The 15,858-nt window shown below is 68.9% G+C and carries 14 protein-coding genes and 1 pseudogene; 7 read left to right on the plus strand and 8 right to left on the minus strand.

All coding sequences use genetic code 11. The annotated features are described in order from the left end of the window. Positions 1–216: 216 nt before the first annotated feature. The gene (locus tag NBY69_RS29890) at positions 217–1,080 is read left to right on the plus strand and encodes a helix-turn-helix transcriptional regulator (RefSeq protein WP_250305021.1); all 864 of its coding nucleotides are present in this window, start codon (positions 217–219) and stop codon (positions 1,078–1,080) included. A gap of 147 nt (positions 1,081–1,227) precedes the next feature. Here the strand turns inward: NBY69_RS29890 and NBY69_RS29895 are convergent, their stop codons facing one another. Next, the gene (locus NBY69_RS29895; RefSeq protein ID WP_250305022.1) at positions 1,228–2,772 is read right to left on the minus strand and encodes an FMN-binding glutamate synthase family protein; all 1,545 of its coding nucleotides are present in this window, start codon (positions 2,770–2,772) and stop codon (positions 1,228–1,230) included. Positions 2,773–3,194: 422 nt separating this feature from the next. Beyond that, positions 3,195–3,803: a TetR/AcrR family transcriptional regulator gene (locus tag NBY69_RS29900; protein WP_250305023.1), complete on the minus strand. Its 609-nt coding sequence runs from the start codon at positions 3,801–3,803 to the stop codon at positions 3,195–3,197. 46 nt (positions 3,804–3,849) lie between these two features. On the opposite strand from NBY69_RS29900, the pseudogene NBY69_RS29905 reads away from it, so the two are divergent. Next, positions 3,850–4,230: pseudogene (locus NBY69_RS29905) on the plus strand (SRPBCC family protein); the annotation flags it as partial. Here the strand turns inward: NBY69_RS29905 and NBY69_RS29910 are convergent. After that, positions 4,128–5,426, minus strand: a complete 1,299-nt coding sequence (locus tag NBY69_RS29910) for an MFS transporter (RefSeq protein ID WP_250305049.1) — start codon at positions 5,424–5,426, stop codon at positions 4,128–4,130. The pseudogene NBY69_RS29905 and the gene NBY69_RS29910 overlap by 103 nt on opposite strands. 731 nt (positions 5,427–6,157) lie before the next feature. On the opposite strand from NBY69_RS29910, the gene NBY69_RS29915 reads away from it, so the two are divergent. The 5 genes from NBY69_RS29915 (at position 6,158) to NBY69_RS29940 (ending at position 9,865) form a co-directional block, all read left to right on the plus strand. Next, positions 6,158–7,111 carry an SDR family NAD(P)-dependent oxidoreductase gene (locus tag NBY69_RS29915; RefSeq protein WP_250305025.1) on the plus strand — a complete coding sequence of 318 codons (954 nt, stop codon included), beginning with the start codon at positions 6,158–6,160 and terminating at the stop codon, positions 7,109–7,111. A gap of 204 nt (positions 7,112–7,315) precedes the next feature. Further along, the gene (locus NBY69_RS29920; protein ID WP_250305026.1) at positions 7,316–7,486 is read left to right on the plus strand and encodes a hypothetical protein; all 171 of its coding nucleotides are present in this window, start codon (positions 7,316–7,318) and stop codon (positions 7,484–7,486) included. A 777-nt stretch (positions 7,487–8,263) separates the two neighbouring features. Beyond that, positions 8,264–8,752, plus strand: coding sequence for an N-acetyltransferase (locus tag NBY69_RS29925; RefSeq protein ID WP_250305027.1), 489 nt, complete (start codon positions 8,264–8,266; stop codon positions 8,750–8,752). 87 nt (positions 8,753–8,839) lie between these two features. Then, positions 8,840–9,241, plus strand: coding sequence for a hypothetical protein (locus NBY69_RS29930; RefSeq protein WP_308409512.1), 402 nt, complete (start codon positions 8,840–8,842; stop codon positions 9,239–9,241). A gap of 171 nt (positions 9,242–9,412) precedes the next feature. Then, on the plus strand, positions 9,413–9,865 hold the full coding sequence (locus tag NBY69_RS29940) for a hypothetical protein (RefSeq protein WP_250305052.1): 453 nt from the start codon (positions 9,413–9,415) through the stop codon (positions 9,863–9,865). Between the two features lie 164 nt (positions 9,866–10,029). On the opposite strand, the gene NBY69_RS29945 is transcribed toward NBY69_RS29940, so the two are convergent. Genes NBY69_RS29945 through hypF form a run of 5 tightly spaced genes read right to left on the minus strand, consistent with a single transcriptional unit; the run spans position 10,030 to position 15,858 of the window. Then, complete coding sequence (locus NBY69_RS29945; RefSeq protein WP_250305028.1) at positions 10,030–10,746, minus strand: DUF6390 family protein; 717 nt, start codon at positions 10,744–10,746, stop codon at positions 10,030–10,032. Next, entirely contained in the window at positions 10,747–11,853 is a 1,107-nt protein-coding gene (gene hypE, locus NBY69_RS29950; protein WP_284349671.1) for a hydrogenase expression/formation protein HypE, read from the minus strand. A gap of 8 nt (positions 11,854–11,861) precedes the next feature. After that, positions 11,862–12,965, minus strand: coding sequence for a hydrogenase formation protein HypD (hypD, locus tag NBY69_RS29955; protein WP_250305029.1), 1,104 nt, complete (start codon positions 12,963–12,965; stop codon positions 11,862–11,864). Next, on the minus strand, positions 12,962–13,258 hold the full coding sequence (locus NBY69_RS29960) for a HypC/HybG/HupF family hydrogenase formation chaperone (protein ID WP_250305030.1): 297 nt from the start codon (positions 13,256–13,258) through the stop codon (positions 12,962–12,964). Before NBY69_RS29960 ends, hypD begins: the two co-directional genes overlap by 4 nt. Before the next feature lie 47 nt (positions 13,259–13,305). After that, positions 13,306–15,858, minus strand: coding sequence for a carbamoyltransferase HypF (gene hypF, locus NBY69_RS29965; RefSeq protein ID WP_250305031.1), 2,553 nt, complete (start codon positions 15,856–15,858; stop codon positions 13,306–13,308).

A 15,858-nucleotide genomic window follows, 5' to 3' on the forward strand; every position in this document is an offset into this window, starting at 1 on the left:
CGATCGCCGTGTGGTCTGACGAAGGTGATGAGTCGTGGCTTTCCTCAGGCCGGCAGTCCTGCTCTCGCCCGCCGTTTCGCACCGTGGCGAGGTCGCTTCCCCCTAGCGTCGCGCCGTGGTGTGACGCATCGTTTCGGTTGCGGGCGGACACGGGTAGCTTTCGTCATGCACGCGCAAAAGCCCTGATGGGAACGTCAAGTGCACAGGGAGCCAACCTTGATTCGGATTCATCTCGGATCCGCAGGCCTAGGCAGCATCAGTGTCTGCACCCTCCCGGACTTCGGCGCCGAACTGACAGCAGCCGGGAGGCTTTACGCCGTCCGCAGTGGGCGGCCCCAAGGTGGCCCGCTGGCGCAGCTCTACACGCGTAGCATTTCGCCCGATCTTGCTGACGGCGTCAGCCCCCTGCACCTCTCCCACCTATTCGCCCGCTGCAGTCCCACGCCCTTCACCAAGGCCCTCGCCGAGGGCGAGGAGAAGGCGCACAGCGTCCTGACCCACGCCATCGACCACCTCCGCACCACCGCCATCGAGCCGTACCACTCCGGCATCCGATCCGCGGTCGCAACCCGAGCCGCCGGCCTCTCCCAGATCTACGTGGGCAGCGGCGCCTCAGCCATGCTCCAACATCTCGGACACGGAATCAGGTTCCGTCACGGTGTCCTGGAACTACCGACGGCCTTCGACGCCGACCTTGAACTCGGCCAGGGGTCCCTGCACATCCAGGCGGTGGCTACGAGCAAGCGGGTCACCTTGGCCGAGCCCGCCGACGATCAGCTGACCGTCCGGATCCCCGCAGGGCCTGCCCCGCGCATCGGACCGGGCCAACGGGCAGCCCTGCGACCGCTACTGGGCACCAGCAGAGCGGAGGCACTCGAGAGCATCGTCATGTCGGGAGGAGTCACCGGGCGGCAACTGGCCTCCCTGCTCGGCGTATCAAACGCCGCAGCCAGCCGGCATGCCGCGGTTCTACGGCGTGCCGGCCTGATTCAGACCCGCCGGATGGGGCAGGCCGTCGAGCACGTCGCAACTCCTCTGGGCTACCACCTTGCGCAGCCAGAAACACCGACCGGGCCGTGACCGCGGCAAGTCAGTGGCGCACCTCCGCAGTGCGGTCGTGGCGGGCAGGCCGACCCCGCTGAAGACGACTGGCGAGGCGGCCGTTGTCGGGCCGACCGCTCCCGTACCACCCGACGTGCGGATCAGGCAGCGGCAACTCGTCACCCGTCAGCTGGCAGGCTCGTGAAGAGGGGTCGGTTCGGTGGCGAGCAGGGCGGTGATCTCCTGGGCGAGCTCCGGGCCGAGTTCGCCCCAGCCGTCCTTGTAGCCGTAGACGTTGGCCAGGGTGCGGGCGTCGTAGTCGCCGTTCATGATCTCGATGTCGGTGGTGGTGATGAGCGCCGGGTGGGCGACGCCGACAGCTCCCGAGACCTTCAGCAGTTCCTTACGCAGGGTGCGCAGGTAGACAGCGGCCCGGGTCGCCTTCGAGGGTGCGTCGACGCCGCGCACCAGCCACGGGTTCTGGGTGGCTATGCCGGTGGGGCACTTGTCGGTGTGACATTTCTGCGCCTGGATGCAGCCGATGGACAGCATTGCCTCACGGGCGACGTTGATCATGTCGACACCCAGGGCGAAGGCGACGGCGGCGTTCTCGGGCAGGCCGAGCTTGCCGGAGCCGATGAAGGTGAGGTCGTCGGTCAGACCCCGGTCGGCGAAGGTGCTGTAGACGCGGGAGAAGCCCATCCGGAACGGCAGCGACACCGAGTCGGTGAAGATCAGGGGAGCCGCGCCGGTGCCGCCCTCGCCTCCGTCGATGGTCACGAAGTCGACCCCGCGATCGCCACGCGCCATCAGCGTGGCCAGCTCCTGCCAGAAGCTCATTTCCCCCACAGCGCTCTTGATCCCGACCGGCAGACCGGTCTCGGTAGCGAGCAGCTCCACGAAGTCGAGCATCGAGTCGACGTCGTGGAACGCCGTGTGCCGAGAGGGGGAGGCGCAGTCCTTGCCGGCCGGAATGCCTCGGATCTCGGCGATCTCCGGGGTCACCTTCGCTCCCGGGAGCATCCCCCCGAGCCCCGGCTTGGCGCCCTGGGAGAGCTTGATCTCTATCGCCTTGACCGGGGCGCCTGCGACCACGTCCTTGAGCTTGTCGAGGCTGAAGGTGCCGTCCTCGTTTCGGCAACCGAAGTACGACGTTCCGATCTGGAGGACGAGGTCACCGCCGTTGCGGTGGTACTGCGAGAGGCCGCCCTCGCCCGTGTTCTGCATCACGCCGGCCAGCGCCGCGCCCTTGTTGAGCGCCGTGACGGCCGCGCCGGACAGCGATCCGAAGCTCATTGCCGAGATGTTCACGACGCTCGCCGGCCGGAACGCCTTGGCACGCCCGCGCGGGCCGCCCAGGACCTTGGCCGAGGGCAGCGGAGCCTGTGGGTCACGCAGATCGGGCAGCGTGCCGGCGAACGTCCGCTGCTTCACGTACGCGTGCCCTTGCACGTGCTCGACGTCTACGTCGGTTCCGAACCCGAAGTAGTTGTTCTCTTCCTTCGCCGATGCGTAGATCCAGGTGCGCTGGTCACGGCTGAACGGGCGCTCTTCCTCGTTGGACGTCACGACGTACTGGCGCAGTTCCGGCCCGATCGTCTCCAATAGGTACCGGGCGTGCCCGATCACGGGGAAGTTCCTCAGCAGTGCGTGCTTTTTCTGGACGAGGTCGCGGGCAGCCACCAGTGCCAGTGCTGTTGCGGCGGCCGTGCCGATACTCCGAGCGCGCATGAACGTACCTTTCCTCGATTGCTCGATACCCGACTCCATCGCTGTACGGCGGACGTCGTGGGCGTTGGGCAGCGGACACGGCCAGGAAGGCATCGGCGTCCGACGACGAAACGCCACATGATGGTAGAGCTCTCGCAGATGAGCGGACGGGGCAGGGTGCGACAACGCTTCGCTGGGTTGCCCGAAGCAATCTCCAGTCGCGAGAGTGCGCACCCGTCGGAACGACACCTCTAACCGATGCCGAGCCGTGTCCGGTCATGAACCGTGGGACCGGGCTGCCTCCGTGGCACGCAGCCCCATCCAGTGAGGTTGCCCAAGGGGACTTGGACGGCCTACGTCGTGCTCGGTACGTACAACGCCTACGTACCACCGGATCCCCTGCGGGGCGCGAGCCCAGCGGCTCGGTCTGGCCGGTGACTTCGTCAGTTCGAGCCGTAGTACAGCCGGAGGAACTCCTCCATCGCCGCGTCGACCCCGGCGCGGTCACCGGTGGCGAGCAGGTCGAGCAGCAGACCGCGGACGGTGGCGAGCCCCAGCCTGGCGCGGCTCCGGGCCAGGACGGGGTCCGCACCTGCGGCGACCTCGGCCGCTATGAGCGGCTCCAGCCAGTTGTTCACGAGCCCTTCGAGGACCGGGGCAGCCCCGGGGCGGCCCTGCAGCGCGTGCCCGTAGATTTCGAAGAAGAGCCGCTCCTGACTGGCCAGTCGAGGATCTGCCAGCTGCTGCCAGAGGAGCCTTGCGGCGTCGGAGGGCGAGAAACCGGGTTCCAGACGGAACCGGGACAGCAGATCGCGCTGGCGCTGCTCGGACGTCCGGACAATCTCGACGAGCAGCTGTTCCTTGGAACCGAAGTAGTGGATCAGCATGCGGTGACTGACGCCGATCGCGGCGCCCAGGCCGCGCAGGCTCAGGTCCGAGAGCCCGTGTGCCGTGACGTGGTCGACGGCCGCGTTCACCAGTTGAGAGCGCCGGTCTCCGTCGGTGCTGGGCGTGGCCTCGCCCTCAGGATGCGAGCCGTCCGTATTCACCACGTCGCGAGTGTACCGATGGGTACATGCTCTGTGTACCGTGTGGTACATGAAGTCTGTCACCGTGCTGATCGACGTGCCGCAGACGCCCGAACAGGTCTACGACTTCCTCGATGTCATGGCTCACCACGAGCGATTCACCAACCACTACCTGACCGGATGGCGCTACAGCGGCCCTGCCCGCGGCATCGGATCCTGTGCCACGGTCTCAGCCGCGCTGGGGGGCACGAAGACCGAGGTCACCATCGAGGTCGTCGAGGCCGATGAGCCGCGGCGCATTGTCGAACGGAATGTCAGCGCGGCCGGCCGACGCCTGGCCCACGGCACCTACACCATTGAACCCCTGCCGACCGGTGGGAGCCGCGTGTCGTTCACGTACGCCTGGGTGCGCACCCCGCTCGCCGACTGCCTGCTGGCGCCCGTCGTCCAGGTGTGACCAGCCGTCTGGTCCGGGCCTGCCGACAAATGTGAAGCGGAGCGCCCGGAAAGCGCGGTGACCACCATCACAGCGAGGCCGAGCGCCACGATCGCGGCGCCCACGTACAGCGGTGCCGTGTAGCCCAGGCCGGCACTGATCGCGAGGCCGCCGAGCCAGGCGCCCAGGGCGTTGCCGATGTTGGAGGCCGAGACGTTGGCGATGGCAGCGAGCGGCGCGCCGCCAGCGGCGTCCGTGACACGGGTAGGCATGCCGGGGACACCAGCGAACCCGAAGACGCCCGTCAGGAAGACCAGGACCACCGATGCGACCTGCCCCTCAGCGAGCATCCTGAATGCTGTGAGCGTGGCGGCGAGTCCCGCCAGGGACACGATCAGCGTGCGGTCGCGGTTCCGGTCGGCCGCCCGGCCCCCGGCGAGGTTGCCGATCACCAGGCCGCTGCCGTAGACGACGAGCAGCCAGGCGATGTCGGCGCTGGAGAAGCCGGTGGCCTCGGTGAAGGTGTACGCGATGTAGCTGAAGGCCCCGAACATGCTGCCGTAACCGAGGGCGGTGGCGGCGAGAGTCAGCCAGACCTGCCAGGAGCGGAAGACGCGTAGCTGCGGACGCAGCCCTACCTTCCGATGGGCATCGTCCACGGTGCCCGCCCAGGACGGGACCCACACGACGAGGGCGGCCACGGCCAGGAGGCCAATTCCGGTGATCGCCCAGAACGTGGCGCGCCAGCCCCAGTGTTCGCCGACCAGAGTGCCGAACGGCACGCCCAGCACGTTGGCGATCGTCAGCCCGGCGAACATGACGGCGACCGCACGCGAAGCCCGTTCCGGCGGAACCATGCGGCGGGCGACAAGCGAGCCGATGCCGAAGAAAGAGCCGTGGCACAGGGCGGCGACGACGCGGCCGAGCAGTGCCACGGCGTAGGTGGGCGCGGCGGCGGACAGCAGGTTACCGAGGGCGAACAACGTCACCAACCCGACGAGTACGGCCTTGCGGTGGAAGCGGGTGGTGGCGGCGGTCAGCAGGATCGCGCCGATCGCGACGCTCAGGGCGTATCCCGAAAATGAGCCATCCGCTGCGGACTCGGAGAGGCCCAAGCCGCGGCTCACCTCGGGCAGCAGGCCCGCGATCACGAACTCGGTCAGGCCGATTCCGAAGCTGCCGAGCCCGAGTGCGACGAACCCAGCGGGCATCTGGCGCGCGCCCATGTCCTGTCGGTGTCCACGCCAACAGCATGAGGTTCGGCCGCCGGACTCGACAAGGCCCTCCTGGCCGCCCGCGAGGATGAACTTATCGCCCTTGCCCACACCCAACTGCCCTAACCGGATGGCTATTTGGCTGGGCGATCGGCTGCTGTGGAGCGGAATGCGTGGCCCTGGGGGAGGTTCCTGGCATCTCGGTGCCGTTCCCCGCCCCAGCAGCCAGGAACCTCAGAACCTCGACCACCTCGTCGGCGGGATCACGTCCTCGGCTTCTTCAACGAAGAGGAAGCGCTCCTCGGTATGACGTACTCCTTGCCGATCCGACCACGCCCCGGCCAGCGTGTACGGCTGCTGTTCACACGATGGAACGAAGAGCTGGGAGAGCGGGCCTCGGAAGACCTTGGCCTCAAAAGCTCGCACTATTCGATTTATTGTCGAACAAGAATCGAATGATGCGAGTAGTCCAGCCTGGGGTCGCCACGGCCGATGGCATTGTGACTGAGCACTTCAGTTGGCCAGCGAGCGCTCCGGTTGGCCACTGTGATGCTCAGCGGCAATGGTCTGCTGGACGGGCCGACACCGTTTCAGCGGGATATCGGCTGTCCGACGGGGCTGTCGGTGATCCGTAGGTGATGTGTCGGTGGCCGCTGAAACCCTGGGGATGTCGAGCTGCCCCACAGAGCAGCTGCAGCCGTCCTCAGCAGCAAGGGAGCCTCACCGCCATGTCGTCGTCCACGTCCTCCACCCCGCCTTGGGATGTTCAACGGCTACCGCGCGCCGATGGCAGTGTTTTCCTCGTCACCGGCGGCAATGCAGGTATCGGGTACTTCGTCGCGGAGCAGTTGTCCGCCAGCGGAGCCACTGTCGTACTGGGCAGCCGGAATCCCGCGAAGGCCGAGGTTGCCAGGGCCTCGATCCGCTCGCGGGTTCCTGGCGCGCGGGTACGGGCCGTACAGCTGGACCTCGCCGATCTCGCATCGCTCGGAACAGCGGTGGAGGCACTTGATGTGGAATGCCTCGATGCGGTGGTCCACAACGCCGGCGTCGCGCTGGACGGCCCGCCGCGCGAGGAGACCGGGGCCGGGCACGAGCTCATGTTCGGCACGAACCATTTGGGGCACTTCGCGCTGACCCGGTGGCTGATGCCGCTGCTGTCTTCCGCACCGGCGGCCCGCATCGTGACCATGGGCAGCTTCGCGGCGAAGTCCGAGCGGCTCGACCTGGACGACCTGCAGTCCCGGCACGACTACCGGCCCAAGCGCACCTACGGACGCTCCAAGCTGGCACAGATGTACTTCGGTCTCGAACTCGACCGCCGTCTGCGCGCCGTCCACAGTGCGGTAACGAGCGTGGTGGTCCATCCTGGCGGCGCGCTGGACTCACTCACCACGTCACGGCCGCCGGTCCATGTGCGGACCGCTGGTGCGCGGCTCTGCGGGGCACCGGCCGCCCTCCTCGTCCAGGGCAAGCACGCCGGTGCCTGGCCCGCAGTCCGGGCTGTGCTCGACCCGGCCGTGCGCGGGGGACAACTGTGGGGGCCGCGCGTCTTCGGCCTGCGCGGCAAGCCCCGATGCGAACCGGTGTGGGACCACCTCGCTGACACCCTCGTCGCGGCGCGGTTGTGGGATGCAAGCTGTGACTTGACCGGCGTCGACTTCGGCACTGTTCCCGGTTAATGCCAGGCGCGCGCGTTGGCCAACAAGCGTGCTCGGTTGGCCAACTGAGACGCGCAGTCACAGGCATCAAGCCTGGCCCTCGCGTACTGCCTAGCGCCCGCTTGCGATCCATGCCGACCGGAGACACGGGGGCCAAGGTCTTCCAGCTCGGCCAGGGCATCGGAGGGCGGGATGTCTGCCGCCGCGCGGTGCACGTAAGCCAGGGTGATCGTCTTCGATGTTGGTGTCGGAGTGGACGGGGCTCTCGGATATCTCATCGAGACGGTCGGCGAGCGCAAGGTGGAGGGCGTGTTCGCCCTCCGTCATGACAGGCCGGATCGTGGCGGTAGGCGTCTGGACCAGGCGACGAAGACCGTCCATATGCTGGACCTGTGACGAGTAGGGGGTGGGCCGTAGCAGCCATGGCCTGGGGTGTGATTGCGGTGCTGTTTCTGGGGACAACCGTCTGGGCCGGAGCTCTGGGACTCGTTCGGCTGGGACTGGCTGGGGACGAAGTCCGGATTCGTCTCTCGCAATGCCAGTTTGAAGGCGGAGGTCGAGGGGGGAGGCCATGTCGAGTGCTCAGGCCAGCCGTTGGGTGACGAGAGTACTGACACCGTGAAGGTGCAATATGACGGCAAGCCGGGAGAGACCCTATCGGCTGCCAGGACGCCGTTGGGAACCTATGCAGTAGTGGACACCGGTTTCACCTCATGGGGGACATCTTTTTGTTTCCGCTGTTGCCGCTCCTGGTTGCTGTGTTGACTGCCTGTCTTGCTGTGCGTTCGGTCCGCCGAGGCCTGAGACCGAGCGTGTCAAGCACCTCCTTATTACGCCGAAGAACATCGAGAGCACCCGACACAAGCTCAAGTGCCTGGTCAGCCCAGGCGTCCTTGCCGAGCCCGAACCCGGCTTGTTCGCCCAGCACCGCCCGAGCAATTCCGCACCACCAGCCCACCTGACCCAAGCCGATGGTTGAGTCGGGCTGGTGCCCTGTCCCAGGGGCGTCACCGTGCTGTCCCTGGACGCGCCGAACTTCGCCGACGCCAGCCCCGGTCGCGAGCGCAAGCCCTTCCGGCTGATGCCGGGTCCGGTCCGAAACCCCTTGGACAGCGCGGGGACCGGCTTGCTGGAATGGGAGACGGCCACTGTCGGAGTCGAATGGATGTGGCGATGACCGAGATCAGGTTGCACCTGTCGGTACGCGGCCTCACCGACGCGGATCTGCTGTCCTGCGGCTGGGCCGGCTCTCTCAAGCACGTGCGCGAGCTCGTTCACCAGATCCGCCGCGCCGAGGCGGGCGAGATCGACTACCTGGCGGTGTGCACGCCGACCGGGCTCCCTGTGGCGGTCGGCGGCATCGACTACACGGTCGAGCCCGGTGCCGGCACGCTCTGGCAACTCAGCGTCCACCCGGCCCTGCAGTCCTGCGGCATCGGCACACTGCTGATCCGCTCCGCCGAGCAGCGGATCGGCGCCCGGGGCCTGATCCGCGCCGAACTCGGAGTCGAGGAGAGCAACCCGCGCGCTCGCGCCCTCTACGAACGCCTGGGTTACCGAGCCTTCAGCCGCAAGCTCGACTTCTGGGACGTGGAGGCCGAGGACGGCTCGCTTCAGCGGCACGAGACGATGTGCACACTGATGCGCAAGGACCTGGCGTGACACCGGATTTCGCGGCGTACGTCACCGATGCGACGGCCGACCCGGCCGTCGGGCTCGGCCCTCAAGGGCTCTCGGGCCCACGACGGCATGACTATCCGTCACTCCGACCACAACCCGCTCGCTGGCCACCTCGACGCAGCTGCCGGCATCGGATTCCTGCTCGACCTGCTCTTCGCCATTGATCGCCGACCGCGCCCTTACAACACGTACCTGGCCTGGGAGCTGGGCCGGTTCCCGCTGCCCGGCTGGGAGAGCGCCGCGCTGCTGGAAACCGTCGCCCGGATCGCCGCGACCGGAGAAGTGGCCCTGCAGCAGCGGCTCTTGGCCCGGGTCGAGGCGGCTGCCCGGGGCGCCGGCCACGGGGCGGTGCTGTACGCCTGGGGTGAGGATCAGTCGCTCTGTGGCCGGGGGTGGGTACGGTGTCAGTGCCCTGCGGCAGAGTGCCGTGCATGGTCAACGATTTGGACAGCATCGACTGGTCGTCGATGAGCCATGCGGACGGGCCGGCCGCCGACGTTCCGGTGTGGCTCCGGGCGATGGCCTCACCTGACCCCGAGGCCCGGGAGAGGGCGTTCAGCGGTTTCTACAGTGCGGCCCATCACCAGGGTGACGTGTACGCGTGCACGGCGGCGAGTCTGCCGTTCCTGTTCGCGCTGGCCGATGACCCTACGGCCCCCGACCGCACTGCGGCTGCCCGCAGCGCGGACCGCCGCCACGGCCTGGCTCGCTGCCCTGGCCGAGGACACCACGTCGGACCCCGATGTCCGGCCGGCCGCCCTCGTCCACCGCACCCGTTGCGTCCCGGAGACCATCGGCGACACCACCGTGCCGACGGTGATCGACCTGCTGCACCAGCTCACCCCCGCGCCGCAGACGAAGACCGAGGAGAAGGCCCGCAGGACCTGTTCCGGCGCGCGCACATGTGCTCCCGCCGCCGAAACAGCATCACAGGGAACTTCACCGCAGCTCGCCGCCGCGTTCGCCGACATGGAACGGCACAACCGTCTCCACGCGCCCACCACATCTGCGGCAACAAGAGGGCCGGGCAAGTGGGTCTGGTACAGGTGGGCCACAGCTCCCCGGCAGGCTCAACCGCACGGAGAACGATGCTGACGCATCCCGCTCGCCCACCGCACGTGCGGTGCCGCAGTCGTCACTGGACACGGCGCCACGGGCCAGTCGGTCACTGGGGCCTGACGTAAAGCTTCCCGGCGACGGGTCCGTTGCGGTGGCCGCTCATACAACCACCACCGGGCGAGCGGGCCCGTCACCTCGGCTCACAGGACGAGCGGTCTCAGCGCGGTGCGTCGGCGCTCCTCAAGGGACTCGATGTGCCATGCCTGCTCGTCGGTGAGCACGTCACACACCCAGTCCCAGTGCAGTGCCACACGATCGCCGGGGGCGAGGCTGTCGATCAGCGTCCTCCCGCCGGCCGAGCATCGAACGGTCTCCTCCCGCCACGCGCCGGTGACCAGTTCCGCACCGTCCCAGCCCAGCGGGCGTGATCGCACGGTCGCCACCTGGCTGTCGGCACCGAGGACCACGCCCGTACGGATGCGGCACTGGTCGAGTACGGAGAGCGCGGTCGGATTCCCGCTCGACCGTAGCATCGGTGCCCAGGGATAGACCTCGAACACCTGGAAGCTGTGGTGGGCCAGAGCCCGCCGTCCAGCCTCGCGCCAGGTGCCGCCGAGCTGGCCCCGGAAACGGTCCGTCATGCGCTCCACCAGAGCGGCGGGATCCACCCGGTCCAGCAGGTCGTTGCCGATCCAGTACGCCTCCACCACCCGCGCGTCGAGCGGGTCCGGGAGCCCGGCCGTCTCCGCCAGGTACTCGAGATAGCACCAGGCTCCCTCGAACTGCCTGGCCCGTCGCTCGATGTCGGCGGTCGCGTCACGACGGAGGAGACCCGCCGCGTCGGCGGGGCCGCAGTAGCCGAGCTCATTGGGCGGGTAGGCGTATCGCGCGAACAGCAGCGCGCCCTCGGCGCTCACTCAGCAGATCCTCGGCAGCTGTTCGCCGATCGGGAGTCCGATCACGCGGCTCCCGCCCAGGCCCGTCCTCGCCACCACCATCCCGGCATGATCCGGTACGCAACGGCCGACCCGGCACGCGGAGCGGCCCAGCGGGTGGGCACGCATCGCGGCCAGCACCTGGTCCGCGTCGTCGGCCGGAACGATCGCGATCAACTTGCCCTCGTTGGCTACCTGGAGCGGGTCGAGCCCGAGCAGACTGCACGCGTCCCGCACTGTGGGCGGTACGGGCAGCAGCCGCTCGACCAGTTCGATGCCGACGTCCGAGGCCCGGGCGATCTCGTTCAGCGATGCGGAGACACCTCCGCGCGTCGGGTCCCGGAGGACATGGAGGTCGGCACCGGTGGCGAGCATGTCGGCGACCAGCCCGTGCAGCGGGGCGGTGTCGCTCTCGACCGTCGTGCCGAACTCCAGACCCTCCCGGCAGCTCATCACGGCCACCCCGTGCACGCCGATGTCGCCGCTGACGAGCACGGCATCCCCGGGACGCGCCCGGCGTGCGTGGATGTCGACGCCGGCGGGGACCACCCCGATGCCCGAGGTATTGATGTAGACGCCGTCGCCACTGGCGCGCTCCACCACCTTCGTGTCCCCGGTGACCAGCCGGACGCCGGCGGACTCGGCGGCCCGGCCCAGAGCCCGGGCGATCCGGCCCAGGGCGCTCAGCTCGGTGCCCTCCGCGAGGATGAAGGCGGTTGACAGGAACAAGGGCGTCGCACCCGACATGGCCAGGTCGTTGACCGTTCCGTTCACTGCCAGGTCACCGATCGAACCGCCGGGGAAGAACATCGGCTTCACCACGAACGAGTCCGTGGAGAAGGCGAGGCGGATCCCGGAACCGACCGTCAGGACGGCCGAGTCACCGAGGTCGGAGGCGGCCGCCGAACCGTACGCGGGCAGGAACAGATGCTCGATCAGTTCGCCCGACATCGCGCCGCCGCCCCCGTGGCCCATCACGATGGACGGGATGTCCCGCAGCGGTACCGGGCAGACCCACCCCTCGAAGTCCAGGCCGGGCACCTCTGCCGTCAGGTCGGTCACTTCGGCCACTTCGGTCACTTCCTGCATCGCGTCAGTCACTTCGCATCGACCAGTTCCAGCCGGCGGTGGGTGTAGTACGCGGCGCAGGCGCCCTCGGACGACACCATGGTCGCGCCTAGCGGGTTCCTCGGCGTGCATTCCTTGCCGAACGCGTCGCACGCATGCGGCTTGATCAGGCCCTGGAGTACCTCGCCCGACCGGCAGAGCGACGACTCGGCCGTGTGGATGTCCATCACGTCGAACCGCTGCTCCGCGTCGAACGCCCGGTATTTCCCGGAGAGCCGCCAGCCGCTGCGGGGGATCGCCCCGATGCCGCGCCAGGTCCGGTCCGTCACCTCGAAGACATCTCTGAGCATCTCCATGGCGGGTACGTTGCCCTCGTCGCGAACGGCGCGGGGGTAGGCGTTCTCCACCTCGTGCCGGCCCGCCTCGAGCTGGACGACGGTACGGCGGACGCCTTCGAGGATGTCCAGGGGCTCGAAGCCGGTGACCACGATCGGCACCTTGTACTTCTGCGCCAGAGGCGGGTACTCAGCAGTCCCCATCACACTGCACACATGGCCCGCGGCGAGAAACGCCTGCACCCGGCAGGTCGACGACTCCATGATCGCGGCGATCGCGGGGGGCACCAGCACGTGCGACACCAGCAGGCTGAAGTTCCGCACCCCGAGCCGCTCGGCCTGGTACACCGTCATCGCGTTGGCGGGAGCGGTGGTCTCGAACCCGATCCCGAAGAAGACGACCTCGCGGTCCGGGTTCTCGCGGGCCAGTTTCAGTGCGTCGAGGGGCGAGTACACCACACGTACGTCGCCGCCCGCGCTCCTGACGGAGAACAGGTCCTGGCTGCTGCCGGGCACGCGCAGCATGTCGCCGAACGAGCAGAAGATGACGCCGGGGCGGGCGGCGATGGCCAGCGCCCGGTCGATGATCTCCAGCGGGGTCACACAGACGGGGCATCCCGGTCCGTGGATCATCTCCACGCCGTCCGGGAGCAGTTGGTCGATACCGTGCCGGATGATCGAGTGGGTCTGGCCTCCGCAGACCTCCATCATGGCCCACTTCCGTGTGGTGGCCGCATGGATCTGATCGAGCAGCTTCTTCGCGAGATCGGGATCGCTGAACTCGTCGAGGTACTTCACTGGCCGGCTCCTTCGGAGGATTCGCCCTGCTGGGCTGCGAGTTCGAGGCCGTCGCCGAACTCCTCGGCGAGGAGGCCGAGCCGCTCGAAGTTGGCAAGGGTGTCCTGGGCCGACCGTTCGTCGAGGCGCTGGATGGCGAACCCGACGTGTACGACGACGTATTCACCGACCGACACATCGGGGATGTACTGGAGGCACACCTCCTTGCGCACCCCTCCGAAGTCGACCTCGGCCATCACGGTGCCGTCGACTTCGGCGGTGCTGAGGACACGCCCCGGAACAGCCAGACACATGGTCCCTCTTCTCTGTGGATCCCTTGGAGTGTGGGGAGACCGGGCCGTCAGCCCGATGCGGCGATCATGAGCTGGCCGAGTGCGATCCCGCCGTCGTTGGGTGGGAGCAGCCGCGGCCGGAGGACGGTGAAGCCTCTCTCCGTCAAGCCGCGTTGCGCAGCTCCGAGCAGGACGGCGTTCTGGAAGACGCCGCCGCCCAGGGCCACGGTGTCGAGGCCGGTGCGAGTGCGGCAGATCTCCGCGAGGCCGGTGACCAGAGCGGCGACGGACGCGTGGAAGCGGGCGGCGATCAGCTCGGCGGGAACACCGGTCCGTACGTCGGACACCACGGCCCGGACCACGGGGCCCGGATCCGCGACGGCGGGTCCCTCTCCCGTCCCGGTCCGGATCCCGAAGTGGTAGCGGTCCTCCGGAGCGGCGGGGTCCGACTCCGCGGCCCGTGCCAGCCCCTCCAGTTCCATGGCCGCCTCCGCCTCGTACGCCACCTCGTGGCGGACACCGGCCAGGGAAGCGACCGCGTCGAAGAGCCGGCCCATGCTCGACGTGGACACGCATCCGAAACCGGTGGCGAACTGATGTGCCAGTACGTTGCGTTCCGCGGGCGGGCAGGCCCGGACCGCGGGTGAGTCCTCGCCCCAGGGGATACCGGCCGCGTGCAGATGCGCGAGCGCCATCCGGTACGGACGCAGCACGCCGGCGTCGCCCCCCGCCAACGGCACGTAGCCCAGGTGCGCGGCCCTGCGGAACGACTTGTAGCCGGCTACCAGGACCTCACCACCCCAGGCCGCGCCGTCGTCGCCGTGGCCGGTCCCGTCGAAGGCGATACCGATCACGCTCTCGTCGACATCCAGGCCATGCTCCGCCATCACGGATGCGATGTGCGCGTGGTGGTGCTGCACCGTGCGGACCGGCCGTCCGGCCGCGTGGGCGCGGGCCCATGCGCCGGAGCGGTAGCCGGGATGACGGTCGGCCACCAGCAGGGCGGGCGCCACCCCGGTGAGTTCTTCCAGGTGCTTCTCGTTCCGGGTCAGCGCTTCGATCGTGGCGAGGTCGTCCATGTCACCGATGTGCTGGCTGAGCCACGCATAGCGGCCCTCGCCCAGTGCGCAGGTGTTCTTCAGATCGGCGCCCACCGCGAGAGTCGAAGGCACGTCGAACGGCAGCGCGAGCGGCAGCGGGGCGTACCCGCGCGACCTGCGGAGCGGGAGCTCGGCACCGGCCACGTACCGGCTGACCGAGTCCTCGCACGGTACATGGATCCCCCGGTCGTGCCGCAGCCACGCATCGACCAGCGGGGCCAGCACCGTCAGCGCGGCCCCGTCGTCGGTGACGATCGGTTCGCCCGACAGGTTGGCGGACGTCATCACCAGCGCGTCCAGGCCCGGACGGTCGTCACCGGTCCCGAAGAGCAGTACGTGCAACGGGGTGTACGGAAGCAGCAGCCCGAGGTCCGGACTACCGGGCGCCACCGCGTCACAGACCCCCGCTCCCTGCCGGGCCGGGCGCCGGGGGAGGAGCACGATCGGGCGGCGGTTGCCGGTGAGGAGGTCTTCCTCGTCCCCGGTCATGGTCACCAGCTCCCGCGCGACATCGAGCCCCGCGACCATCACCGCGAAGGGCTTGCGGCCACGCCGCTTGCGCCGGCGCAACTCGGCCACGGCCCGGTCGTTGCGGGCGTCGCACACCAGGTGGTAGCCGCCGAGGCCCTTGACCGCGATGATCCCGCCGTCGGCGACGAGCTCCCGTGCGGCCCGCAGCGCGTCCTCGTCGCGGGCCCGGACCGCGGTCCCCTTGCCGACCAGTTCGAGCCGGGGTCCGCAGTCGGGACAGGCGATCGGCTGGGCGTGGAAGCGCCGGTCGCGCGGGTTCTCGTACTCCGCCCGGCAGGCTCCGCACATCTCGAAGTCCGCCATCGTGGTGGCGGCCCGGTCGTACGGCAGACCGGTGACGATCGTGAACCGGGGACCGCAGTGAGTGCAGGTGATGAAGGGATGGCGGTAGCGCCGGTTCGACGGGTCGCCCATCTCGTCGAGGCAGTCCCGGCACGTGGCGATGTCGGGCGAGACGAGTGTCCGGCCCCTGCCGCGTGTGCCGGACTTCTCGATGGTGAAGCCCGTACCGCCACGCACCGGCTGATCGCTCGTGCGCACGTCCTCGACGACAGCGAGCGGCGGGGCGTCGTCCCGCAGCCGGCGGCCGAACTCCTCCACGGCGTCGGTCATCCCCTCGACCTCGGCGAGCACCCCGTCAACGGTGTTCGTCACCGTGCCCGTGAGCATCAGCTCCGAGGCGGTGACGTAGACGAAGGGCCGGAATCCCACGCCCTGCACGACGCCGCGCACCTCGAACCGGCGCCTGATCAGCTGCGCCCGGCCGCGGCCCATCATCTCCAGGCCCGACAGGGCCTCCCGGGCCTTGGCCCGGTCGATGAGCTCGACGGCGAAGCCCATGTGGAGAAGCACCCAGTCGTCGCAACCGGGTGGCTCGTCGAGCATGCCGATGTTGACGCGCCGCTGTGCGCCCTCCACGTCCACGAGAGCCAGCTGCCCCGCATACCCGTCCACGATCTCCACGACGCGACCAGGAATGCCAAGGCACAT

The organism is Streptomyces sp. A 4/2 (assembly GCF_940670765.1).
Classification (GTDB): domain Bacteria; phylum Actinomycetota; class Actinomycetes; order Streptomycetales; family Streptomycetaceae; genus Streptomyces.

What these genes read in the sequence shown, in the direction of transcription:
- NBY69_RS29895 (WP_250305022.1), bottom strand. Translation starts at nt 2,772, where the DNA reads ATGCGCGCTCGGAGTATCGGCACGGCCGCCGCAACAGCACTGGCACTG.
- NBY69_RS29910 (WP_250305049.1), bottom strand. Translation starts at nt 5,426, where the DNA reads ATGCCCGCTGGGTTCGTCGCACTCGGGCTCGGCAGCTTCGGAATCGGC.
- NBY69_RS29915 (WP_250305025.1), top strand. Translation starts at nt 6,158, where the DNA reads ATGTCGTCGTCCACGTCCTCCACCCCGCCTTGGGATGTTCAACGGCTA.
- NBY69_RS29925 (WP_250305027.1), top strand. Translation starts at nt 8,264, where the DNA reads ATGACCGAGATCAGGTTGCACCTGTCGGTACGCGGCCTCACCGACGCG.
- NBY69_RS29930 (WP_308409512.1), top strand. Translation starts at nt 8,840, where the DNA reads ATGACTATCCGTCACTCCGACCACAACCCGCTCGCTGGCCACCTCGAC.
- NBY69_RS29940 (WP_250305052.1), top strand. Translation starts at nt 9,413, where the DNA reads ATGACCCTACGGCCCCCGACCGCACTGCGGCTGCCCGCAGCGCGGACC.
- hypE (WP_284349671.1), bottom strand. Translation starts at nt 11,853, where the DNA reads ATGCAGGAAGTGACCGAAGTGGCCGAAGTGACCGACCTGACGGCAGAG.
- NBY69_RS29960 (WP_250305030.1), bottom strand. Translation starts at nt 13,258, where the DNA reads ATGTGTCTGGCTGTTCCGGGGCGTGTCCTCAGCACCGCCGAAGTCGAC.
- hypF (WP_250305031.1), bottom strand. Translation starts at nt 15,858, where the DNA reads ATGTGCCTTGGCATTCCTGGTCGCGTCGTGGAGATCGTGGACGGGTAT.